This is a genomic window from Dyella sp. GSA-30 (assembly GCF_027924605.1).
In the GTDB taxonomy this organism is placed as follows: Bacteria; Pseudomonadota; Gammaproteobacteria; order Xanthomonadales; family Rhodanobacteraceae; genus GSA-30.
On sequence record NZ_AP027042.1, the window covers coordinates 1,802,694 to 1,824,102 of the forward strand.

At 62.7% G+C, this 21,409-nt stretch carries 23 protein-coding genes and 1 tRNA gene; 14 read left to right on the plus strand and 10 right to left on the minus strand.

Going from position 1 to position 21,409, the window contains the following annotated elements:
• Positions 1-20 precede the first annotated feature (20 nt).
• Both QMG46_RS08005 and QMG46_RS08010 read right to left on the minus strand, forming a co-directional pair.
• Positions 21-551, minus strand: a complete 531-nt coding sequence (locus QMG46_RS08005; RefSeq protein ID WP_281851972.1) for a dihydrofolate reductase family protein — start codon at positions 549-551, stop codon at positions 21-23.
• Between the two features lie 1,322 nt (positions 552-1,873).
• A complete protein-coding gene (locus tag QMG46_RS08010; RefSeq protein WP_281851973.1) occupies positions 1,874-2,320 on the minus strand; it encodes a hypothetical protein in 447 nt (148 codons plus the stop codon).
• 213 nt (positions 2,321-2,533) lie between these two features.
• Here QMG46_RS08010 and dusA point away from each other — a divergent pair, with 213 nt between their 5' ends.
• The 4 genes from dusA to QMG46_RS08030 all read left to right on the plus strand — a co-directional run bounded on the left by dusA (position 2,534) and on the right by QMG46_RS08030 (position 6,018).
• Positions 2,534-3,514: a tRNA dihydrouridine(20/20a) synthase DusA gene (gene dusA, locus QMG46_RS08015; RefSeq protein WP_281851974.1), complete on the plus strand. Its 981-nt coding sequence runs from the start codon at positions 2,534-2,536 to the stop codon at positions 3,512-3,514.
• A 65-nt stretch (positions 3,515-3,579) separates the two neighbouring features.
• Complete coding sequence (locus QMG46_RS08020; protein WP_281851975.1) at positions 3,580-3,942, plus strand: PepSY domain-containing protein; 363 nt, start codon at positions 3,580-3,582, stop codon at positions 3,940-3,942.
• Positions 3,942-4,634 carry a response regulator transcription factor gene (locus tag QMG46_RS08025; RefSeq protein WP_281851976.1) on the plus strand — a complete coding sequence of 231 codons (693 nt, stop codon included), beginning with the start codon at positions 3,942-3,944 and terminating at the stop codon, positions 4,632-4,634. The genes QMG46_RS08020 and QMG46_RS08025 overlap by 1 nt, the downstream gene beginning before the upstream one ends.
• Positions 4,635-4,638: 4 nt before the next feature.
• Entirely contained in the window at positions 4,639-6,018 is a 1,380-nt protein-coding gene (locus tag QMG46_RS08030) for an ATP-binding protein (RefSeq protein ID WP_281851977.1), read from the plus strand.
• A 182-nt stretch (positions 6,019-6,200) separates the two neighbouring features.
• Here the strand turns inward: QMG46_RS08030 and QMG46_RS08035 are convergent, their stop codons facing one another.
• Positions 6,201-6,977 (minus strand): M90 family metallopeptidase, encoded by a 777-nt coding sequence (locus QMG46_RS08035; RefSeq protein WP_281851978.1) that lies wholly within the window; start codon positions 6,975-6,977, stop codon positions 6,201-6,203.
• 9 nt (positions 6,978-6,986) lie between these two features.
• Positions 6,987-7,298, minus strand: coding sequence for a hypothetical protein (locus QMG46_RS08040; RefSeq protein WP_281851979.1), 312 nt, complete (start codon positions 7,296-7,298; stop codon positions 6,987-6,989).
• 190 nt (positions 7,299-7,488) lie between these two features.
• On the opposite strand from QMG46_RS08040, the gene QMG46_RS08045 reads away from it, so the two are divergent.
• The 4 genes from QMG46_RS08045 to QMG46_RS08060 all read left to right on the plus strand — a co-directional run bounded on the left by QMG46_RS08045 (position 7,489) and on the right by QMG46_RS08060 (position 10,076).
• Entirely contained in the window at positions 7,489-8,460 is a 972-nt protein-coding gene (locus QMG46_RS08045; protein ID WP_281851980.1) for a biotin--[acetyl-CoA-carboxylase] ligase, read from the plus strand.
• Positions 8,457-9,212 (plus strand): type III pantothenate kinase, encoded by a 756-nt coding sequence (locus tag QMG46_RS08050; RefSeq protein ID WP_281851981.1) that lies wholly within the window; start codon positions 8,457-8,459, stop codon positions 9,210-9,212. Before QMG46_RS08045 ends, QMG46_RS08050 begins: the two co-directional genes overlap by 4 nt.
• A 35-nt stretch (positions 9,213-9,247) precedes the next feature.
• Positions 9,248-9,967 (plus strand): SPOR domain-containing protein, encoded by a 720-nt coding sequence (locus QMG46_RS08055; protein ID WP_281851982.1) that lies wholly within the window; start codon positions 9,248-9,250, stop codon positions 9,965-9,967.
• Positions 9,968-10,000: 33 nt separating this feature from the next.
• A tRNA-Thr gene (locus QMG46_RS08060) sits at positions 10,001-10,076 on the plus strand.
• A 56-nt stretch (positions 10,077-10,132) separates the two neighbouring features.
• On the opposite strand, the gene QMG46_RS08065 is transcribed toward QMG46_RS08060, so the two are convergent.
• Positions 10,133-10,885, minus strand: coding sequence for a DNA/RNA non-specific endonuclease (locus QMG46_RS08065; RefSeq protein WP_281851984.1), 753 nt, complete (start codon positions 10,883-10,885; stop codon positions 10,133-10,135).
• Positions 10,886-11,101: 216 nt separating this feature from the next.
• Here QMG46_RS08065 and QMG46_RS08070 point away from each other — a divergent pair, with 216 nt between their 5' ends.
• From QMG46_RS08070 to QMG46_RS08090, 5 genes are all read left to right on the plus strand, one after another.
• Complete coding sequence (locus QMG46_RS08070) at positions 11,102-12,076, plus strand: patatin-like phospholipase family protein (protein WP_281851985.1); 975 nt, start codon at positions 11,102-11,104, stop codon at positions 12,074-12,076.
• Between the two features lie 150 nt (positions 12,077-12,226).
• Positions 12,227-12,592: a rhodanese-like domain-containing protein gene (locus tag QMG46_RS08075; RefSeq protein WP_281851986.1), complete on the plus strand. Its 366-nt coding sequence runs from the start codon at positions 12,227-12,229 to the stop codon at positions 12,590-12,592.
• A gap of 42 nt (positions 12,593-12,634) precedes the next feature.
• Positions 12,635-13,567, plus strand: coding sequence for an arginase (gene rocF, locus QMG46_RS08080; RefSeq protein ID WP_281851987.1), 933 nt, complete (start codon positions 12,635-12,637; stop codon positions 13,565-13,567).
• Between the two features lie 10 nt (positions 13,568-13,577).
• The gene (locus QMG46_RS08085; protein WP_281851988.1) at positions 13,578-14,942 is read left to right on the plus strand and encodes a tryptophan--tRNA ligase; all 1,365 of its coding nucleotides are present in this window, start codon (positions 13,578-13,580) and stop codon (positions 14,940-14,942) included.
• Between the two features lie 36 nt (positions 14,943-14,978).
• Complete coding sequence (locus tag QMG46_RS08090) at positions 14,979-15,296, plus strand: hypothetical protein (protein ID WP_281851989.1); 318 nt, start codon at positions 14,979-14,981, stop codon at positions 15,294-15,296.
• A 99-nt stretch (positions 15,297-15,395) separates the two neighbouring features.
• On the opposite strand, the gene panE is transcribed toward QMG46_RS08090, so the two are convergent.
• Together panE and QMG46_RS08100 are read right to left on the minus strand one after the other, a co-directional pair.
• On the minus strand, positions 15,396-16,328 hold the full coding sequence (gene panE, locus QMG46_RS08095; protein ID WP_281851990.1) for a 2-dehydropantoate 2-reductase: 933 nt from the start codon (positions 16,326-16,328) through the stop codon (positions 15,396-15,398).
• A 52-nt stretch (positions 16,329-16,380) separates the two neighbouring features.
• Positions 16,381-16,779 (minus strand): VOC family protein, encoded by a 399-nt coding sequence (locus QMG46_RS08100; protein WP_281851991.1) that lies wholly within the window; start codon positions 16,777-16,779, stop codon positions 16,381-16,383.
• A 106-nt stretch (positions 16,780-16,885) separates the two neighbouring features.
• Here QMG46_RS08100 and QMG46_RS08105 point away from each other — a divergent pair, with 106 nt between their 5' ends.
• Positions 16,886-17,629: a TspO-related membrane protein gene (locus tag QMG46_RS08105; protein WP_281851992.1), complete on the plus strand. Its 744-nt coding sequence runs from the start codon at positions 16,886-16,888 to the stop codon at positions 17,627-17,629.
• A gap of 55 nt (positions 17,630-17,684) precedes the next feature.
• On the opposite strand, the gene QMG46_RS08110 is transcribed toward QMG46_RS08105, so the two are convergent.
• From QMG46_RS08110 to pdhA, 3 genes are all read right to left on the minus strand, one after another.
• Positions 17,685-19,067: a dihydrolipoamide acetyltransferase family protein gene (locus QMG46_RS08110; RefSeq protein ID WP_281851993.1), complete on the minus strand. Its 1,383-nt coding sequence runs from the start codon at positions 19,065-19,067 to the stop codon at positions 17,685-17,687.
• 165 nt (positions 19,068-19,232) lie between these two features.
• Complete coding sequence (locus QMG46_RS08115; protein ID WP_281851994.1) at positions 19,233-20,213, minus strand: alpha-ketoacid dehydrogenase subunit beta; 981 nt, start codon at positions 20,211-20,213, stop codon at positions 19,233-19,235.
• Between the two features lie 3 nt (positions 20,214-20,216).
• Positions 20,217-21,302, minus strand: coding sequence for a pyruvate dehydrogenase (acetyl-transferring) E1 component subunit alpha (gene pdhA, locus QMG46_RS08120; RefSeq protein WP_281851995.1), 1,086 nt, complete (start codon positions 21,300-21,302; stop codon positions 20,217-20,219).
• Between the last annotated feature and the right edge of the window lie 107 nt (positions 21,303-21,409).

Consider the following 21,409-nt stretch of genomic DNA (forward strand, 5'->3'; position numbering starts at 1 on the left):
GGGTCGTCCGCATCGCGCCATTAAGCGGGAACGTACGTCAATTTAATTACGCTCTCGACAAGCAAATCGGTCGCCACGAGGCGAAGCGGTGGCCGAGGGCCTGCGAAGAATGGTTTGCCTTGACCAAGCACGACGGGGTGGAGATAGATTTGATACTCATCGATGAGACCAAGCTCGGTCAGACTTTGCGCGAGATTTGGCCCGGCAACGTAGATCTCTCCGGCGAGCTCGGACTTTAGCCCCCTTATCGCCGCCTCGACATCATCTGCGATAAGCGTTGCGTTCGGACCGACTGACTTCAGCGAGCGCGACACAACCCACTTCGGTTTGCTTCGCCACACCGCGGCGTACTCGTGATCCCCTTCGTCCCAATCCGGAAGGTCATCGTCCCAATAACGCATGACCTCGTACATGCCACGACCGTACAGCATGCCCGTCAGGGCGCGCACTTGTTCTATGAAGTAACGGAAAAGCGCTGCGGGAGGCGCAAATTTCTGGTGATCGATGTAGCCATCGAGCGACTGGTTCAATCCGAAGACAAGCTTGGCCATGGAAAGTCTCCATGTCGGGGGAGCTTCAGGATAACTGGATATGAGTCGAGAAGACGTGGGGTCTTACCGGTGTAGCCGTTTCATTTAACTGCCCCGTCTCCTTATCTCGCGACGACGGTTGAAGCACAATCCCTCCCATCAGCCACGGCAATGCCGGGGCTTTTTTGCAGCATCTTTCTTGATCGCAGTACTGACCGGGAAAGTGTAACTACCCACACTACGACCTAGTAAGGCCGCAGATGAAGGTACTGTCGATATATTGGCTTGAGCAGCTCATCCTCAATATTTGATATCAAGATAGCGACCTTCAACTGGTAGTCGGAGAAAGTATCCCCATCACACTGCTCTCGTATGGTTCCGGCCGACTGATTGAGCAAATCCATCGCATTAACGACTCGCTCCATAACAAGCTTCGCTGAGATTTCATCAATATTCATAGACTCTTGCGCCCCGTGTGATATCAAGCACTCTGCGTTACATTTCAGAAAGGCTGACGATCGATCTCCGACACCAATTAGATGTCTGCATTTCTCAATACATTGTTGAGCCACAGATTAAACGCAACGTCCCCAAGTATCGCGACTGGCTTCCTGGCGATAGGATGACGAACGAACAGGGATGTGGTGCCTAGCGATTCGACGACGGTTGAAACGTAATCCCTAAACATCAGCCCCGGCAACGCCGGGGCTTTTTTGCGGCGCCCTTCACGAGCCGGGAATCTTTCATGACAGGGGCAACTATGGTTGCCGCAATTTATTCCTGACGATGACGTATCCCAATGCGACGCATCCAAGTGGGACAAATCCGATCAGAAACTGCTTTCCTGGACCTGGCCCCAAGAAAAAACGCATGAGGATCAGTATGACGGTGAGCAATAGAAGCACCTGAATAAGCGTAACTAGGAATACCTTCCAGAACCGTCGATCAAGTCGTAGTTTATTTGCGGTCACAAGGGTTACTCACATTTAGTAAGGTTTGTTCAGTGGCGTAGTCTGACAGTCCGGCAGCGATACCAAAACGGGACCAACAAATAGCGCCCGGCTGAGCCGAAGCTTGGGCATTGGCGAAGTAACTAACTGTGATGTACCGACCGTACCATTTAACTACCCCCGTCCCCTTTACCCGTCCCCTTTACCCGCGGTCAGGTTGTGCACGCCGGCACTCATAACGCTATAAGTCGCGCGATTTTCAACCAAGTAGGCTGGCAGTGAATGCTCCAGCATCTTGATTTTTTCCGACATTCGAGCAGCTAAGTAACTCCCGCCTGCGCCAAGACGATGAAAATCGCGCTACAGGTAAGCTGTAGCGCGAGGACGAGTGGCTTACGGAGAGGAAGAGGCGGCCTCGTGCTTCTTGAAGCGCTCGACGTGATCGATCAGCAAGAACGCCTCGGGCCTTGATGGGCCCGAGGCCTTCAATATGCCGGAGGCTTCTACATCGAAGACACGAAGCGACAAGTCCATCACATCACCTGTCAGGGCGGTGTTGAATTTGGCCACTGAAGTTTCAGGGGACACGCTATCAGAGAGGCGAAGCCCAATCGCTTTGCCAGGACATTGCGGATCTGTCAGCACGGCGCCGTGCCGAGGTCCCCGATAGACGATGGCTTTTAGGTGTACTCGGCCCGGTAGCGGCGAGGTTAGATGGCTATACAGCTCACACACGGTGGTGTCATGCTCTTTTTCTCTGGAGTTCGCCGCCACACAACCGACTGTCGCTGCAAAAGATAGCGCGGTACCCAACAGGACTTGGTAATACAGCTTTAGCATCCGTTGCTCCTGCACCAAACAGCGGTTGATGTATCGGCCCCCTGATTAACGCGCGCATCGACGTCTTTTTGCAGTGCGCCAGGCGCATAGAGATCAGTGTAGAAAAACGGGTCAGAGGGCATTTTCAAGCCTCGTGATGCCGGTCCTGGGGTCAGTCGCGGTTGCGAATAGTGCCGCAGGCCAGCACAAAAGCCTCCAGCTACAATACCGCCCATGCAAAACCTCGCCCCCACCGACTTCCAGCTCTCCGTCGCCCCCATGATGGACTGGACTGACCGCCACTGCCGGTATTTCCACCGGCTGCTGTCGCCGCATGCCCGTCTCTACACCGAGATGGTGACCAGCGCGGCCCTGGTGCGTGGAAAGCAACTGCGGCTGCTGGAACACAGCCAGCAGGAGCATCCGGTGGCCTTGCAACTGGGTGGCAGCGACCCGCAGGAGCTGGCGATCGCGGCACGCTTCGGCGCCGAGGCTGGCTACGACGAGATCAATCTCAATGTCGGCTGCCCCTCCGATCGCGTGCAATCGGGCAAATTTGGCGCCTGCCTGATGCGCGAGCCGGCGCTGGTCGGCGATTGCGTCAAGGCGATGCGCGATGCGGTGGATGTGCCCGTGACGGTGAAATGCCGTATCGGCGTGGACGATCAGGACGAATACGCCGATTTGCAGCACTTTACCGAGACCATGCTGGCCGCAGGGGTCGAGATTCTGGTGGTGCATGCGCGCAAGGCGTGGCTGCAGGGCTTGAGTCCGAAGGAGAATCGCGAGATTCCGCCGCTCGACTACGAACGCGTCTACCGGCTCAAGCGGGAATTCCCCCAGCTGGTGGTCGTTATCAACGGCGGCATCACCACGGCTGAGGCGGTGCAGGCCCATCTGGGTCAGGTGGATGGCGTGATGCTGGGCCGTGCGGCGTATCACGATCCCTATGTGCTGGCGAAGGTCGAAGCCGCGCTTTACGGCGAGCCGATGCCCGAGCGGGCTGACGTCCTGCGGCGGATGCAGCCCTATGTGGAGGCCGAACTCGCCCGTGGCACGGCGCTCAAGCACATCACCCGGCATGTCCTGGGGCTGTTCCAGGGCGAGCCGGGCGCTCGTGGTTTTCGCCGAATATTGAGCGAGGGCGCGCATTTACCGGGCGCCGGCTGGTCACTTATTGAGCAGGCGATGGGGCCGCGGCTGGCTGCTGCGTAACTGACCAACATGATTTAGACATTTTATTCAGCCCGCATTGCCCAAGCTGAACGACCATGTGCCCCATGATCGTCGTTTCGAACCGCCCGCCATCCTCCGTTAAGCTGCCCTGGCTCTTGTTGGGGCTGCTTTTGCTTGGGAGTGGGTCGGCGGTGGCCGCGCAGAGTGCCGAGCCGGCGACGACGCTCGAGCAGGCGATCAGCCAGGTACAACAACAGACCGGCGGCAAGGTGCTGTCGGCCAATACCATCGGCACGATGCGGCGCGGACGCGGCGCGTTCGAGCACCGTATTCGGGTCCTCACCCCCAACGGCCATATCCGCGTGGTCTCCATCTACACGGATGCGGCCAAGTCCCCGACACCGGCCGAAGCCGATTCAACCAAAAACCCAGCCCCTACGGGCGATGGCAATAAGGAGAAACACTGATGCGCATCCTTTTGGTGGAGGACGAGGCGCCGTTGCGCGAGACGCTCGCCGCACGCCTCAAGCGCGACGGCTTTGCCGTCGATGCCGCTCAGGACGGCGAAGAGGGCATGTACCTCGGCCGCGAGGTGCCGTTCGACCTGGCGATCATCGACTTAGGCCTGCCCAAGATGTCGGGCATGGATCTGGTACGGGCGTTGCGCGAAGCAGGCCAGCGTTACCCGATCCTGATCCTTACCGCCCGCGGCAGCTGGCAGGACAAGGTCGAAGGCCTGAAGCACGGCGCCGACGACTACCTGGTCAAGCCGTTCCACGTCGAGGAGCTGCTGGCGCGTATCAACGCGCTGGTGCGCCGCGCCAGTGGCTGGTCCAAGCCGATCCTGGCCTGCGGTCCGATCAAGCTGGACACCACTGCGCAAACGGTGTCGGTGGAAGGCAAGCTGGTCGACCTGACCAGCTACGAGTACAAGGTGCTCGAATATCTGATGCTGCACGCGGGCGAGCTGGTTTCCAAGGCCGATCTCACCGAGCATATTTATCAGCAGGATTTCGATCGCGACTCCAACGTACTGGAAGTTTTCATCGGCCGACTGCGCCGTAAGCTGGACCCGGAAGGCACCTTGAAGCCCATCGAGACAGTACGTGGACGCGGATACCGATTTGCCATCCCCCGCAGCGAAAGCGACGACGAATGATCCCGTGCCGCCGCGCCGACCGTTTTCGCTGTCGGCGCGCGCGGCACTGGCCACTGGACTGGTGCTGGCAGCCTTTCTAGGCGTGGTCGGCTTGACCCTGTCGCGCACCAATGCCGACAGCGCGTTGAAGGATCAGCAGGAGCGTCTGGAAAATTTCGTCACCGCGTATCTGGCCGGTCTGGAAGTGACCCGCTCGGGTAAGGTCTTCCTGCCCGATACGCCGCCGGATCAGAGCTTCTCGCGCCCGGGTTCCGGGCTGTATGCCGTGGTGATCGGCGACAACAACACCAAGCTGGAATCGCCCTCGGCGTTGGGCCGCGACTTCAGTTTTCTCAAGATGCTGCAGCCCGGCGAGAGCGAGTTCGGCCCGATCGATACGCGCATGGGGCGCCTGTACTACTACAGCTATGGCGTGAGCTGGGATCTGTCCGATCACAAGTCGGTGCCGCTGACTGTGATGATCGCGCAGACCGAGGATGTGGTCGAAGGCCAGAACGCCGAGACGCGGCGCAGCCTGGTGTTCTGGCTGTCGTCGTTGGGCGTGATGTTGATCCTGCTGCAGTTGCTGTTGCTGCGCTGGAGCCTGACGCCGTTGCGCAAGGTGGCCAACGAGATGACGCGTGTCGAGCGCGGCGAGTCGGAACATCTCGACAATCAGTATCCGCAGGAGCTGACCGGCCTGACCGAGCGCATCAATGCGTTTATCGACAACGAGCGCGAACAACGCACACGTTATCGCAACACGCTGGCCGATCTTGCGCACAGTTTGAAGACGCCGCTGGCGGTGATTCGTTCGCGGCTCGAACTGGCCAACGACAACAACACACCGTTTCGCGGCGATGTGCTCGATCAGGTACGTCGCATGGACGAGCTGGTGGCGTATCAGCTGGCGCGTGCGGCGACGTCCGGGCGGCAGACGTTTGCTACTACGGCGGTGCCGATTGCCGATCACGCCGAAGACCTCGTGCAGAGCCTGGAGAAGGTCTACGCAGCGAAGAACGTGTTGTGCGAGTTCGATATCGACGAAGGCGCGGTGTTCTACGGCGAGCAGGGTGATTTGCTCGAACTGATGGGCAACCTGCTCGAGAACGCATTCAAGTGGGCGCAGCATCGCGTGTTGCTGGTGGTGAAGCTTGAGCCGCAGGCCGGGCGTCAGCGTCCGGACTTGTGGCTGAGTGTCGAAGACGACGGTCCGGGCATCGATGCGGACAAGGTTGAGAAGGTGCTGCAGCGAGGTGTGCGCGGCGACGAGCGCGTGCAAGGCCACGGTATTGGTCTGTCGATCGTGCAGGACATCGTGCGTGCGTATCAGGGTGAGTTGACGGTGGATCGCTCTCCGGAATTTGGTGGTGCGCGGTTTGCGGTGCGGTTACCGTCGGGTTGATGCGGTAAGAGCAGCAGGCTCGCTTTGCATCGCCTCTTGTGCCCCCTCACCCCAACCCTCTCCCCCGGCAAAGCCAGGGGAGAGGGGGCACACTGAGACGAGTTTGAATCTTGCGTGCTTTTAGCTCCCTCTTCCCTGGCTTCGCCGGGGGAGAGGGTTGGGGAGAGGGGGGCTTTAAGCCCTCAGTGCTTCGACATAGGCGCAGGCGACACGCCGTAATACGCCTCCAGCAGCTCCGCGATAGCCGGTTCCGCTTTTTGCAACACACCCGGCTGCGACCAATGCAGCTCGCTCACCACGGCAAAATACTCATCCGGGCTTTCGGCCGCATACGGATCGATGACGGTGTCGCGTCCCCGCGTGACATCGGCGACAAGGTTGTCGTACGCACGTTGGAATGCCTCGATCCAGCGGCGTCGCTCGATATGCCTGGGCAGCGGCGGAACGCCATCCGGTGGGCCGTCCAGCATGTCCAGCTTGTGGGCGATTTCATGCACGACGACGTTGAAGCCATCCCACGGCTGCTCCAGGTCCAACTGCACATCGGCCAGCGACAGCACTAGTGGGCCGTGCTCCCAGGCCTCGCCGATCAGTACGTCGTCGACCTCGCTGACCACACCGCTATGCTCGTCGTGATGGCTGCGGCGTACTTTGAATTCGCCCGGATACACCAGGATCTCGCGCCAGCCACGCAGTGCGCGCGGGCCGGACTGCAATACCGGCACACAAGCCTGCATCGCGATCAGCAATTGCAGCTGTTCGGTCAATGGGGCTCCCGCCAGGGCATGAAAGCGCTTGCGAGCGAGAAAGTGGGCAGCCAGCTCGCGCAAGGCCTGCTGGCGGGAGTGATCCAGGCGATGCGCCAACGGGCAAGCCGCCAGCGTGTGGCGCCAGAGAGCTTCGGGAATGGGAGGAGGGGCGAAGCGCGACGTGATTTGTCGCCACCACGTGCCGAACACGGACGGCAGTTACTGGATCGAGCCGGGAAGCAGCGATTGCCAGCCTATGTTGGCCCGGCGAGTGGGAGCCGCGTTGCTCTCGCTACCGCTGTGTGAAGCGGCATCGTTCGTTGAACTGGAGCTGCTGCCGGAGGCTGGGGGGCAATCGCGTGAGCCGAGCAGGTCGGCACTGCCGCCTTTGGGCGACGAACTGTCCGCCGTCGCGGTATGCGACAACGTTCCAGCGTCCTGGGTGTCGACATCTGCGGCCGTCGCGGCATGAATGCCTGCGACAGCCAAGGTGCACCCGAATATGAATGGCAGGAAGTGCCTGGCACGCATGGCGAGCCTAACCCCTCAGTCATAGCCCAAGCACTGGATCGTCGCAGAATCGTCACAGGGATGCTAGTGCCCGGTCGGGCGCCGCGCTGACATCGCCTGCGGCTAGAATTCTCGTCATGTCGCATCCCCAATCCCCCCATTCCAACGCCTGCCGCTGCTTGTATCGCCCCTCTGTAGGCGTTTTTAGCTAATGCAGGCGCGCGATGTATTGACCGCCCTGGCTACCGGCGAAGCCATCTCTGGCGCCACCCTGGCAGAAACGGCCGGGGTTACCCGTGCCGCGATCTGGAAGCAGATCGAAACCCTGCGCGCCAAAGGCGTGCCGATCGAGGCCCGCGGCGCCAGCGGCTACCGCCTGCCGTGGCCGCTGCAGATGCTGGACGAGCGCACCATTCGCAGCCAGCTGCCGGGGACGGTAGCCAGCCGGCTTGGTGCGCTGGAGGTGCATTGGGAGCTCGACTCCACCTCGACCGAGCTGCAAAGGCGCCTGGCCGATGCCCCCGATATGAGCTTTGTCCTCGCCGAAACGCAAAGCGCCGGACGTGGCCGTCGCGGGCGCAGTTGGCTATCGCCGCCGGGGCTGAATCTTTATCTCTCGTGCCTGAAGCGGTTCGATGCGGGCTTTGCGGCGCTGTCCGGGCTCTCGCTGGCGCTGGGCGTCGTTGTGCTGCGCGCGCTCGATAGCCTGGGCGTGGCCGGTGCAGGCCTCAAATGGCCCAATGACCTGCTGAGCGAGCAGGGCAAGCTCGGCGGCATCCTGGTCGAGCTCAGTGGTGAATATCAGGGGCCTTGTGCGGCGGTGATCGGTATCGGTCTCAATCTACGGCTGACCGACGCGTTGCGTGCCCAAGCCGGCCAGCCCAGCGATGACCTGGCCCGATTGAATGGCGGCACGCCGCCGGATCGCAACCGCGTTGCTGCCGCCCTGATCCACGCGCTGGTCGATGGTCTTGCCGAGTTCGAGCGCGACGGTTTTGCCGGCTTTGCCCAAGCTTATCGGCCCTACGATCTGCTGCTGGGCAAGTCGTTGCATCTCACCGGCGCCCTGGGCGAGCTCGATGGCATCGGTGCCGGCGTCGATGCACGCGGCGCCTTGTTGCTTGAAACCAGCGAGGGGCTGCGACGTGTCGATAGCGCCGACGTATCGGTGCGCCGCGTATGAAGCTGTTGCTGGACCTGGGCAATACCCGTCTGAAATGGGCCGCGCTCGACCGCGGCATGCACATCGCGCAGGGCGCGGTGGCGTGGAACGACGATGTCGAATCGGCGCTCGCTGCCGCATGGGGTTCGCTCGACGGCGTGGCGCATATCTACGGCGCATCCGTGGTCGACGCGGCCAAAGAGGCGAGGGTGGAAGCGATGGCCAAGGCCATTCGCGCGCGCAGCGTCGTCTGGCTGCGTACACCGGCCGAAGCCTGCGGCGTGCGTAGCGCTTATGTGGAGCCTGAGCGCCTGGGCGTGGATCGTTTCCTGGCGATGGTCTCGGCCTATCACAACGGCGATGCGCCTTGCGTCCTCGTTGGAGTGGGCACGGCGCTCACCCTCGATGCGCTCGACGGAGAAGGTCGCCACCTGGGCGGTTTGATCGCGCCGGGACCGCAGCTGATGCAGCAATCGTTGTGGGGTGCGACGGCACGTTTGCACCCTGAGCCGGGCCGCGTGCTCGATGTTGCCGACAACACCGCCGATGCGATCGCCTCCGGCTGCTGGCAAGCTGCCGTCGCGTTGATCGAGCGCTTTGTGGCGCGGATGTCGCCCCGGCTTGGCGGCGCACCGAGGGTCATTCTCGGCGGTGGCGATGCGGCGCAGCTGCAGCCCTTGCTGGCCCTGCCGACCCAGTTGACCGAGGACAGCGTGCTGCGTGGCCTGGCGGTGTGGGCCGAGGCACATTCGACTACGATGCCGCCTCTCTAGAATAGTTGTTCGCCAAGACGGGGTACGGATCGACAATGGTTCTGCGTCTGCTCTTTGTGCTGTTGATCGCACTCAATATCGCCGTCGGTGCCTGGCTCCTGCTGGGTCAGGACGACGCGCACGTGCGCAGTGCGACAGATCCCGACGTGCCGTCGCTGCAACTGCTTTCCGAGCGCCCGGCGCCACCCGCATCGGCACCGATCGTCGCGACCACCGCACCCGTGCCCACGTCGGCCTCGACACCGTCGCCTGCCACGCCAGCCAGCGCGACGAACGCGCGTAGCAATTCCAGTTCGCGCGTCTACACCTGCATCGCCATCGGTCCCTTTGCAACACCGCTGGATTTGCGCAATGCGCGAACTGCGCTGACCGCACAGGCGGCACGCATGCGCTCGCGCCAGGAACAGACTACGCAATCGCGCGGTTGGTGGGTCTATCTGCCGGCCAGCGCCAGCCGCGACCAGGCCCTGGCGCAGGCGCGGCGCCTGAGCGCGGCCAATATCAAGGATTATTTCGTGGTCGGCGCGGGCGATCAGCCCAATACCGTGTCGCTGGGCCTGTTCAAGGACCCGGCCAACGCGCGCAAGCGTCGCGACGAGGTCGTGGCCGCCGGTTTCCCCGCGCAGATGAGCGAACGCACCGAAACGGTCCCCGAATACTGGCTGGATCTGGCCGTGGCCGACAACGCGCATTTCGACTGGCGCAGCCGCGTGCGCAACAACACGGTGGGCTCGCACAGCACGGGCTGTTTCTGATCGGCCTCCAAGCCTGTAAACTACGCGGCCCATGCCGGCATAGCTCAGTTGGTAGAGCAACCGCCTTGTAAGCGGTAGGTCCCCAGTTCGAATCCGGGTGCCGGCACCAGTAAATGAAAAAGCCCGCGCTAGCGCGGGCTTTTTTGTGCCATGAAGCCGAGAGACTTAAGGCAGCGGCAGGCTGATCGGGTTGGCCTTCATCGAGCTGCTGAGCGACGGGAATGGGTCCACGCCGGACATGGTCTTGATGTCGTTGAGCGAAACGACGTCGCAGGTGATCGTGTCGTCGTTGGTGCACAGGTAGGCGCCGGCGCCTTTGCCCGGCTCGTATACGGCTTTCCAGGTGTAGGCCGGCACGGCAACTGCATCCTTGCCGATGGTGGGGATGTTGTCTGGATCGAAGGCCGGGCCGGTGACGACATAGACTTCGCCCAGCTGGGTGGCCAGGTTGCGTACCTGTGCTTCGATCTTTGCCCACTCGCCAGTGTTGAGCTTGTGATCCTGCGGCACGACGTTGGCCATGGAGAACGATTCCTTCTCCGAAGCGATCGTCGATTCGTCGCCGGCCGGCGTCATGTGACCACGATCGTAGCCGCTGTTGGTGTAGTCCGAATCCTGCGAACGGTCGGCGACCGGGATGCCGGTTTCCTGATGGAACGAGCCGGTGCGGCTGATCGAATCGGCGCCGGCAATCTGTGCGGCGGTCAGGTGCTGCGCGGAATACAGCGGGCCCTTGGTGACACCCGATGCCAACAGGACGTACTCGGTATGGCACACCTCGGTGGTTCGCGTGGTCAACGACGAATCCAGGGTGGGGTTGCTACCGCTGACGAAGAAATTGGGACAGGCCGTGCTGGCGAAGCAAGCACCGGACACGAGAAAGCTGACCGCAAACAGCCACTGACGTACACGCAACATAGGTTGTTCCCCAACAACGAAAGGAGGGACGACCGTAGTTCGGTGCTATTGCAGAGAGGTGAAATGCTCGCGACTTTGCGTCGAATATGCGAACGGGTTCGCGATACAGGATGTTGTGATCGTTGGCCGCTATCGATGGCGACAGCATTTCTCGTCAGCGCGTGTGGATAGGCATGCGGCATTGACCGCCGCGGTCGCAGCGCGGAGAATCATTTGATGCAACGCAACAATGCTGCGGAACTCCTCATCAAGCTCGCCCTTCAGGGCGGCGGCGCGCATGGCGCTTTCACCTGGGGCGTGCTCGATCGGGTCTTGCAGGTGCCGGGCTTGCAGATCAGCGCAGTCAGCGGGACCAGCAGCGGCGCGATGAATGCGGCGGCCCTGGTTCAAGGCTGGCAACGCGGTGGCGCGGAGGGCGCTCGCGCAGCGCTCGCCGAATTCTGGGAGGCCGTGGCCAAGCACAATGCCATGGCCGACTGGTGGGCGGCCGGTGCGCGCGCCTGGAGCGATTCGGCCTGGTTCAAGCCCAGCGTGTCGCCGCTGTCGTTCAATGCGATGCGCCCGCTGGTGGAAGGTTTCTTCGACATTGATGCGCTGCGCCGCTCACCCATCGCGCTGCATGTGGCCGCCACGCGGGTGCGCGACGGCGCCTTGGTCGTGTTTCAAGGTGACGACCTCAGCCACGAGGCTCTGCTAGCGTCCTCATGCCTACCGCAATGGTTTCCGGCGGTCGAGATCGACGGCGAGGCCTACTGGGATGGTGGTTTCGCCGGCAATCCGGCACTCGAACCCTTGTTGACCGATCCCGGCGACGTGCTGCTGTGCGTGCTGGTGCAGCCCCTGCAGCTCGGGCAGATACCGCGGCAATCGAGCGACATTCTGGATGTTTCCGCACAGCTGGCCTTTGGCACGGCCTTTCGGCGCGAGCTGCGCGACCTGGCCATCTCGCGTCGGCGTGCCGACCAGCGTTTTCTGCCGAGCACACGAGAGCGCCTCTTGCGCCGGCTGCAGCTGGAGATCATCGCGCCAGACGATGGATTGGGGGCGTTGGGGCATGCGGCCACCGATACGCGGCTGCACCAGCTGCAGGCACTGCGCGAGCGCGGCTATGCAGCGGCCGATACCTGGTGGCAGCGGCATGGCGAGGCGGCAGGGGACGCCGCCGGCTGGGTCGAACAGTTCGTCGGCTAGCTTCCTGTAGACTGGAACGATAGCCCGCGAAGGCGCGGGTGGGTTTCAGGTTCGGCAGCGATGCATATAAAGGACAATCCGTCGGTAGCGGCAAACAAGGTTCGGCGAGGCCTCGCGGCCGGAGCGTTCCTCTTCGCGTGGGGCCTGTCGATGCCCACATGGGCTGCCGATGACACATTGGCACCCGCGCAACTCCTCGAACGTCAGCACGCAGGCCACGCGCCGCTGCTGCTGGATGTCCGTCATGCCGACGAATACAGCGGCGGCCATATCGACGGCGCCCTGAATATTCCGGTGGAGCAGTTGGCCGCACGGCATGGCGCCCTGGGCGTATCGCGCGATAGCGATATCGTCGTGTATTGCCAGAGCGGACGTCGCGCCGCCAAGGCACAGGCTCTCCTGCAGTCGATGGGCTACAACCACGTGCGCCTGCTCGACGGCAGCATCCAGGGCTGGCAGCAACAGTCCTTGCCGTTGGTTCGTGAAACACCAATGCATACGGCACCTGCGCGCTAGCAATCGACGCGCGGTGCATTCGATAGCGAAGACGAGTGAAGCATGGTTAAGCAACAGGCAATTTCCCTGATTGGCGTACCGACCGATATCGGCGCCGGACACCGCGGCGCCTCGATGGGCCCGGAAGCGCTGCGCGTGGCCAATCTGGCCGAAAGATTGATCAAGCGCGGGCTGGATGTGGTCGACCGCGGCAATCTTTATGGGCCGGTCAATCCGTGGCAGCCGCCGCACAACGGTTATCGCCATCTACCCGAGGTGGTGGCGTGGAACGAAGCGGTATTCGGGGCGGTATCCGAAGCCCTGGCCGAAGGCCGCCTGCCGATCATGCTCGGCGGCGACCATTGCCTGGCGATCGGTTCGATCAGTGCCGTGGCCAAGCATTGCCGCGAGCAGGGCAAGCAGCTGCGTGTGCTGTGGCTGGATGCGCATGCCGACTTCAACACCGCGCAGGTGACGCCGTCGGGCAATATCCACGGCATGCCCGTGGCGTGCCTGTGCGGCAACGGTCCGCGTGAGCTGATCGCCTTGAGCGGTACCGTGCCGGCGACTCGACCCGAGACGTTTCGCCAGATCGGCATCCGCTCGGTCGACGAAGGCGAGAAGCGGCTGGTGCGCGAGGCGAACGTCGGTATCTTCGACATGCGCCATATCGACGAAGTCGGGATGAAGCGCACGATGGAGCTGGCGTTGGCGGACATCGACGAAAACACGCATCTTCACGTGAGCTTCGATGTCGATTTTCTCGATCCGACGATTGCACCGGGCGTGGGCACCACGGTGCGTGGCGGTCCCAATTACCGCGAAGCGCAGTTGTGCATGGAAATGATTGCCGATTGCGGAAGTCTGGGTTCGCTCGATATCGTCGAGTTGAACCCGGCGTTCGACAAGCGCAATCAAACCGCCAAGCTCGCCGTCGATCTGGTCGAATCGCTGTTCGGCAAATCCACGCTTATCCGTCACCCATCGCAATCCTGAAGCAGCCCTTATGCAGACTCGTGTATTGACTGGCATCACCACGACCGGTACGCCGCACCTTGGCAACTATGTCGGTGCCATTCGCCCGGCGATCCTTGCCAGCCAGCGCGCCGACGTGGACGCGTTTTATTTCATGGCCGATTACCACGCCCTGATCAAGAGCGACGATCCGGCGCGCATCGAGCGTTCGCGCCTTGAAATCGCCGCAACCTGGCTTGCCGGCGGGCTCGATCCGCAACGTGTGACGTTCTATCGCCAGTCGGATATCCCCGAGATTCCGGAGCTGACCTGGTTCTTGACCTGCGTTACCTCCAAGGGCCTGCTCAACCGCGCGCATGCGTACAAGGCTGCGATCGACAAGAATGTCGAAGCAGGCGAGGACGCCGACGCCGGCGTGACCGCCGGCCTGTATATGTACCCGGTACTGATGGCCGCCGACATTCTTGCGTTCAATGCGAACAAGGTGCCGGTGGGGCGCGATCAGATCCAGCACATCGAAATGGCGCGCGATATCGCGCAGCGTTTCAACCACATCTATGGCGGCGATTTCTTCGTACTGCCCGAAGTAGTGATCGAAGAGCAGGTCGCGACCTTGCCTGGCCTGGACGGTCGCAAGATGTCCAAGAGCTACGACAACACCATTCCGCTCTTCGCCGGTGGTGCTAAACACTTGCGTGAAACGATCATGCGCATCGTCACCGATTCGCGTTTGCCCGGCGAAGCGAAGGATCCGGATAGCTCGTCGCTGTTTACGATCTTTCGCGCGTTTGCCAGCGAGGCGGAAACCGATGCGTTCCGCAAGGCGCTGGAAGATGGTATCGGCTGGGGCGAAGCCAAGCAGGTGTTGTACGAACGCATCGAGGCCGATGTCGCGCCGATGCGCGAGCGTTACGACGAACTCATCGCCAAGCCGCAAGTGATCGAAGAGATTCTGCAGGATGGTGCGCGCAAGGCGCGCGCCACGGCCGCACCGCTGATCGCAACACTGCGCGACGCGATCGGCTTGCGTTCGGGGGCGGCGCTGGTGCAGTCGGGCAACCAGGCCAAGCCTGCGCAAAAGCAGGGCAAATTGCCGCGTCTGGTCAGTTTTCGTGACGGCGATGGTAGCTTCCGTTTCCGTCTGTTCTCCGCCGATGGCGAAGAGTTGCTGCTGTCTCGTTCGTTTGCCGATCCGAAGTCGGCCGGTGTGACGCAAAAGCGCTTGAAAAGCCTTGGCGCTGCCGCGGCGGTCTGGCAGGTGCGTCAGGGCGGCATGGCCTTGGAGGTGGACGGCGAGCACATCGGCGACACGCCCGAGTACGGCGATGAACCGGCACGCGATGAGGCCCTGGCACGTCTGCGCGAGGCCTTGGATCAGCTCGCCGCGCAGGAGTAACGCGCTGGCGGGCCTAACCATGCAGGGGTTTGTTCGATGCGTTATCTCGCCATTTTTCTGCTTGCACCCTGGCTGCTGATTCTTGGCTGGGCGTACTGGGCGTATCCCAAGAGCCTGCCGCGTACCACGGCGCGTCGTGCTTTCGATTGGCTGATGTTGTTGCTCGCGGCCGGTGCGGCTGTGGGTTCTGCCCTGCTGGGATTTGATGCGGCGCGTGTGCCTCAGGTTGGTGAGTTCGGGCCGTCGAGTGGAGCGATCTGGCAGCAGGTGTTGCCTGCGCTATATGGCTATGGGGCGTGTGTTGCGGTGTTGGTGTTGGCGTTTTTTGTGCGTCGGGTGATTTGGCGGCGTTGAGTTTTTGGAGCAAAAGCTCGTAGCGTTGAAGACTTGCCTCAGTAAAGCTCCCTCTCCCCTGGCTTCGCCGGGGGAGAGGGTTGGGGTGAGGGGGCGCTCTCAGCCCTGAGCTTGCCGCTCTTTCCGCGCCTCATACGCCTTCAAATGCGCATAAGCCGTACGCAACGGCGTGACATCTGCGCCCCCCGCGCCGCGCGCAAGCATGTCGCCCACCACATGATCGGCTTCCACGGCCTTGCCACCTTCCAGGTCGCGCAGCATCGACGCAGTCAGCGTCGAGCCTTCTTCCGTCAACACGCCACGAGCCTTGGCCAGTACGGCGTCGTGCGGCGCATGACCCGCGTGCTCGGCAACGCTGCGACACGCCTCGAGCAAGGCCAGCGTCGTTTCGCGTCCACCCGGCGCACGCATGATGTCGCCTACTGCGGCGCGCATCAGACAGGTGATTCCCGCAAGCGTGGCCAGAAATACCCACTTGTCCCACATGTCTTGCAGGATCGTATTGCTGGCGCGGGCCTCGAACTTGACGCCCAGCATGGCTTGCGCAATGGCGGCCATGCGCGCCGATGCGCTGCCGTCGCGCTCCCCGTAAGTGAGGCTATGCGAAGTATTGAGATGGCGTACCACGCCGTCGGCATCGACAGTCGCGGCAATCACGCATTGGCCACCTAGCACGCGAGCCGCACCGAAGCGCTCATCCAGGCGATCCATGTGCTGCATGCCGTTCAATAGCGGCAGGATCGCCGTGTCCGGCCCGACCGCCGGTGCGATATCTGCGATGGCCTGATCCAGATCGTAGGCTTTGCAGCTGAGCAGGATCAGGTCGTAATGGCCGTTCAATGTTGCGGCAGTGACGGTCGGCGGTGCGTCGCGATGAAAGTCGCCGGTGCTGCTGCGTATCGTCAAACCCGTTTCGGCCAGCTTTGCGGCACGGGCGGGACGTACGAGAAAAGTTACGTCCTGCTGGCTTTCCAGCAAGCGCCCGCCAAAGTAACCGCCGGTGGCGCCCGCGCCGACAACCAGGATACGCATCGCTTTTCTCCGCCAAAAGGTTAGTCACAAGTATGGACTGGCCGCACCCGATTCAATTGCCGTCCGTTCCATCCCATGCGTTCAGATGCGGCCCGAACGGCTCGCGCTGTTGCCGGACGACGCAGAAGCGGTGGCCGCTGGGCGCTTCCATGACCCACCAGCGGTCGCGCACCAGGTTGACGCGTTTGGCGCCCAGCTTGTCCAGCCGGGAGGCTTCCGCTTCGATATCGTCGGTTTCGATATCCAGATGCACTCGGCTTTCGTGGGTGACTTTTTGCAGCAAGATGATCGGTTCGTCGGCTGCGGTCCGCAGTTCGGCGTACTTGCCGTCGCCATCCTGGTCGAGCGTGACAATGGGCTTCCCCAGCGCGCGGCTCCAGAATTCGGCGGCTTCTTGAAGGTCCCCGGCTTGGCAGTCCAGCACCAGGGTAGATAATCGGCTGTGGTGCATAAGAGAATCTCCTCCGGTCAGGCCGGGCAGTGTCCGCCGGGTCGGGTGAAGAAATCGACGTGGCCGTCGTCAAATCGCTAACCAACGATATCGAAGGAGTAAGGCAATGCCCTGGCTGGTCCTGCTTTCCGCACTGTGCATGCCTGTGGTGGCATGGTTTTCCCAGCACGGGGCATTTGGCCCGGACATTGGCACGATTTCCGACAGTTACCCCACGTTGCTGGGAGCCGCTGGCTATGCGTTCGCCATCTGGGGTCCGATTTTCCTGTTCAATATCGTGTTCGCGATCTGGCAATGCAGTAACCGCCGGCACGACTCGGCGATGTTGCGCGTACGTATCGCGTCGCTGATCGCGTTCGCATTGACGTCGGTGTGGATGGTGGTGTTTTCGCAGCAGCAGTTCTGGCTGGCGTTGGCGGCGATCTGGGCCAGCCTGGCTTGCCTGGTCTATGCGGCGTACTGGCTGTCACGGCAGCGCCCCGCGCCGGACGCGCTGAGTTTTTGCGCCTGGCTGCCGCTGTCGTTGCACGCAGGCTGGGTGTCGTTGGCGGCGTTTCTCAATACCGCCCAGGTGATCGTGGCCTTTCGGCTGCTGCCGCTGGACGACATGCTGCCGTGGAGCATCGGCTTGCTGGTATTGGCGGCGTTGTTGTTGCTGATCGCCAACGCACGCATGGGTGGCAACGTGATCTATGCACTGGCAGCGGCATGGGCCTTGGCGGCGATTTACCTCAAGCAATCCATCGGCGCGTTGGCCGGTGCGCCGACCGTGGCTTTGGCGGTTGTGGCCGTGGCGGCAGTGCTGGTGTTGCAGACGCTATGGTTACGCGTCAAGGCGAAGTCGATATAAAAAAATCCCCCGGTTCGCACCGGGGGATTTTTCTTGAGGCGATGGTGCCGAGCGTTTAGTTCGGCTGCGCCAGATCGTCCAGCAGCGCCTTCAGGAAGCGCGCGGCTTCGCCGCCGGTGGCGGCGCGATGGTCGAAGGTAAGCGAGATCGGCATGCGGCGATGCACTTCGATACCGCCCATCACAGCCACCACATCGTGGCTGAGCTTGCCCGCACCCACGATCGCCACGCACGGCGGCACCACGACCGGCGTCGCGTAGCGGCCGGCGAACATGCCGAAGTTGGACAGGCTGATGGTGTAGCCGGATAGTTCCGAGGCCGGGATCGAACGGTCTTCGACCTGCGTGCGCAGACGCTTGATGGCGGCGCGAACGCCGGCACCGTCGAGTACGTCGGCATTGCGCAGCGCCGGCACGAACAGACCTTCCTCGGTGTCCACGGCGATGCCGATGTCCACGTGCGGATGCAGCGTGCGGGTGAGGTTCTTGCCGTCGAACCACGCGTTCAGCGCCGGCACGCTCTTGCAGGCGGTGACGATGGCGCGGATCAGGCGGGCGGTGATGTCCTGCTTGCCGATCCAGGCGTGCAGGTCGGCGTCATCGACCAGGGTGGTCGGCACGACCTGGGCATGTGCATCGGCCATCACGCGGGCCATGTTGCGGCGGACGCCCTTGAGCTGCTCCGGCTGGCCGCTGGCGTGCACGCTCGGCGAAGAGGTGCGTACCGGCTTGCCTGCGAGCGAGGTCGGGCCACGTGCCGGTTCCGGCTCGGGCAGGCGCGGAGCCAGGTGGCGGCCGGCGTCTTCGTGCACGGCGCGTGCAGGTGCGGCGCCCAGCGGAGCCGAACCGTTGGCAGCAGCGTCCTTGACGTCCTTCATGGTGACCACGCCGCCGTCGCCGGTGGGGCGTACGCGGCTAAGGTCGACCTTGAGCTTCTTGGCCAGCGCGCGCACGGCCGGCACGGCCTTCACGCCGCCGACCGAGCTGAGCTGCTCGACGTGCACATGATTGCCGCTGACCATCGCGCCGACCACGGTGCCTTCGTCTTCGCGATCGCCCTTGGACTGGGCAATCTCGCCACCTTCATCGGAAGCGACGACCTTGGCGCTGTTGTCTGGCGCCGCACTGCCGACGCTCTTCTTCGGGCCGTGATGATGGCCGGTGGACTCGGCTTCGGCACGCTGCTTGGCGTTAGGGTCAGGCTCGAACTCGGCCAGTGCGGCACCGGTCTCGATGATGTCGCCGGCGGCGCCGTGCAGCTTGGTGACCTTGCCGGTATAGGGCGAGGGCACATCGACCACGGCCTTGGCCGTTTCCATCGACACCAGCGGGGCGTCGAGCTTGATGGTGTCGCCTACCTTGACGTGCCACTCGACGACGGTTGCGTCGGGAAGGCCTTCGCCGAGGTCGGGGAGGTAGAAGGTTTTGATGTCGGCCATGAGATGGTTTCTCGTGATCAGGCTTGGAATTCTTGTGGGCGTCGCCCCGGCGAAGGCCGGGGCCCAGTGTCTTTCAGTGTGCGGGAAGGTTTTGTGTGCTTCGCACGCCATTCTTTACTGGGTCCCCGCTTTTGCGGGGATGACGCGGCTCCGTAGGTTTGTCTATTAGGAAGCAGCCAGCGCTTTCTTCGCCGCTTCCACCACGCGCTCCGTGCTCGGGAGATATTTCATCTCCAGGCGGAACAGCGGGATGTGCGTGTCGAAACCGGTGACGCGTTCGACCGGCGCGAGCAGGTCGTACATGCATTCCTCGGCCAGGCGCGCAGCGATCTCGGCACCGAAGCCTGCGGTCTTGGGCGCCTCGTGCACGATTACGCAGCGGCCAGTCTTCTGCACCGATTCGGCGATGGTGTCGAAGTCGAGCGGGGTTAGCGTGGCCACGTCGATCACTTCAGCGCTGATGCCTTCCTCGGCCAGTGCGTCGGCGGCTTCAAGCGCTTCCTTGACCTGCGCGCCCCAGGTCACGATGGTGACGTCGGTGCCGTCGCGCAGCACGAAGCACACGTCCAGCGGCAAGGCTTCGCCGTCGTCCGGCACTTCTTCCTTGTACTGGCGATAGATGCGCTTGGGCTCGAAGAACATCACCGGATCCGGATCGCGGATCGCGGCAAGCAGCAGGCCATAGGCACGTGCCGGCGACGAGGGCATCACCACGCGCAGGCCCGGGATATTGGTGAACAGGTGCTCGTTCGCCTCGGAGTGATGCTCCGGCGCGCGAATGCCGCCGCCCCACGGTGCGCGCCACACGGCCGGCACGGTGATGCGGCCGCGCGTGCGGTTGCGCAGGCGGGCGGCGTGGCAGGCGATCTGCTCCATCATCGGATAGATGAAACCTTCGAACTGCGCTTCGGCGACCGGCTTCATGCCTTGCGCGGCAAGACCCACGGTGACGCCGGCAATGGTGGTTTCGTCCAGCGGCGTGTCGAGTACGCGCAATTCGCCGAACTTTTCCTGCAGGCCCTGGGTGGCGCGGAACACGCCGCCGTTGACGCCGACGTCTTCGCCCAGCACCACGACGGAATCGTCGTGGGCCATTTCATAGGCAAGTGCCTGGGTGACGGCTTCGATAAGAGTGATTTGTGCCATGGCTCAGTGGGCCTTCTTGTCGAGCGAAATAACCAGATCGCGCTGCTTGGCGAGATCGGCGGGTACTTCGGCAAAGGTGTAATCGAACATCGCGGTGACCGGCTGGGTCTTGGTTTCCAGGTAGGCGTTGACTTCGTTATCCATCCAGTCGTCGCACTCGGCCTTCCACGCTTCTTCCTTCGCGTCGTCCCACACGCCCTTGGCGACCAGCCAGTTGCGCAGGCGCACCATCGGCTCCTTCGCCCAGGCGTCTTTCACTTCCTGCTCGCCGCGGTAGCGGCGGGCGTCGTCGGCAGTGGTATGGTCGGAGAGGCGATAGGTGACCGCTTCGATCACGCTGCCGCCTTCGCCGTTGCGAGCGCGATCGAGCGCGTCTTCCATCGCCTTGCGCACCGCGATGATGTCGTTGCCGTCGACCTGGATCGAGAACAGGCCTGCGGCGATACCTTTCTGTGCCAGCGTCGGCGCGCCGGACTGGATCTTGCGCGGCACCGAGATCGCCCACTGGTTATTCACAATCACCGCCACCATCGGCAGGTTCTGCGCGCCGGTGATATTGATGGCGCCATAGAAGTCGCCCTTGGACGAACCGCCGTCGCCGATCATGCACACGGCCACGCGCTTCTCGTTGCGGATCTTGAACGCCAGCGCGGAACCAGCGGCGTGCAGGCACTGCGTCGCGATCGGCACCGACCAGGCAAAGTCGTGGCGAGCCGGCTCGTTCTGGTAGTCGTTGCCGCGCTCGTCGCCGCCCCAGTACATATAGACCTCGCGCGGCTGCACGCCGCGATACAGCTGGGCGCCGTACTCGCGATAGCTCGGCGCCAGCACGTCTTCGGGCTTCATGGCGCTGCCGACGCCGACATGCGCGGCTTCGTGGCCCAGACACGAGGCGTAGGTGCCGAGCTTGCCGGTACGCTGCAAGGCGACCGACTTGGCATCGAACACGCGGGTGGACAGCATCAGCTTGTAGAGCTCGACCATATGGTTGAGGTCTTTGGCAAACTCCGGCAGATCGTCACGGACCTGCTTGCCCTCGGCGTCGAGGTATTGCAGGTATTCGATTTCGAATTTGGCTGCGATGGACACGACTTGCTCCCAAAACGGGTAAGGTAGAAAAAGTTTGTGGGGAGGCGCGGCCTATCCAGTGAGGCCGTCACGCGGGGATTCCTCAGCCTTCGTACCCTTCCAGCGGG

Coding starts and splice junctions, on each gene's coding strand:
- panE (WP_281851990.1), bottom strand. CDS start 16,328: ATGCGTATCCTGGTTGTCGGCGCGGGCGCCACCGGCGGTTACTTTGGC.
- QMG46_RS08100 (WP_281851991.1), bottom strand. CDS start 16,779: ATGCACCACAGCCGATTATCTACCCTGGTGCTGGACTGCCAAGCCGGG.
- QMG46_RS08040 (WP_281851979.1), bottom strand. CDS start 7,298: ATGCGTGCCAGGCACTTCCTGCCATTCATATTCGGGTGCACCTTGGCT.
- QMG46_RS08110 (WP_281851993.1), bottom strand. CDS start 19,067: ATGGCCGACATCAAAACCTTCTACCTCCCCGACCTCGGCGAAGGCCTT.
- QMG46_RS08020 (WP_281851975.1), top strand. CDS start 3,580: ATGATCGTCGTTTCGAACCGCCCGCCATCCTCCGTTAAGCTGCCCTGG.
- QMG46_RS08075 (WP_281851986.1), top strand. CDS start 12,227: ATGCCCACATGGGCTGCCGATGACACATTGGCACCCGCGCAACTCCTC.
- QMG46_RS08010 (WP_281851973.1), bottom strand. CDS start 2,320: ATGCTAAAGCTGTATTACCAAGTCCTGTTGGGTACCGCGCTATCTTTT.
- QMG46_RS08050 (WP_281851981.1), top strand. CDS start 8,457: ATGAAGCTGTTGCTGGACCTGGGCAATACCCGTCTGAAATGGGCCGCG.
- dusA (WP_281851974.1), top strand. CDS start 2,534: ATGCAAAACCTCGCCCCCACCGACTTCCAGCTCTCCGTCGCCCCCATG.
- QMG46_RS08085 (WP_281851988.1), top strand. CDS start 13,578: ATGCAGACTCGTGTATTGACTGGCATCACCACGACCGGTACGCCGCAC.
- QMG46_RS08070 (WP_281851985.1), top strand. CDS start 11,102: ATGCAACGCAACAATGCTGCGGAACTCCTCATCAAGCTCGCCCTTCAG.
- QMG46_RS08045 (WP_281851980.1), top strand. CDS start 7,489: ATGCAGGCGCGCGATGTATTGACCGCCCTGGCTACCGGCGAAGCCATC.
- QMG46_RS08115 (WP_281851994.1), bottom strand. CDS start 20,213: ATGGCACAAATCACTCTTATCGAAGCCGTCACCCAGGCACTTGCCTAT.
- QMG46_RS08065 (WP_281851984.1), bottom strand. CDS start 10,885: ATGTTGCGTGTACGTCAGTGGCTGTTTGCGGTCAGCTTTCTCGTGTCC.
- QMG46_RS08055 (WP_281851982.1), top strand. CDS start 9,248: ATGGTTCTGCGTCTGCTCTTTGTGCTGTTGATCGCACTCAATATCGCC.
- QMG46_RS08025 (WP_281851976.1), top strand. CDS start 3,942: ATGCGCATCCTTTTGGTGGAGGACGAGGCGCCGTTGCGCGAGACGCTC.
- QMG46_RS08005 (WP_281851972.1), bottom strand. CDS start 551: ATGGCCAAGCTTGTCTTCGGATTGAACCAGTCGCTCGATGGCTACATC.
- rocF (WP_281851987.1), top strand. CDS start 12,635: ATGGTTAAGCAACAGGCAATTTCCCTGATTGGCGTACCGACCGATATC.
- QMG46_RS08105 (WP_281851992.1), top strand. CDS start 16,886: ATGCCCTGGCTGGTCCTGCTTTCCGCACTGTGCATGCCTGTGGTGGCA.
- QMG46_RS08090 (WP_281851989.1), top strand. CDS start 14,979: ATGCGTTATCTCGCCATTTTTCTGCTTGCACCCTGGCTGCTGATTCTT.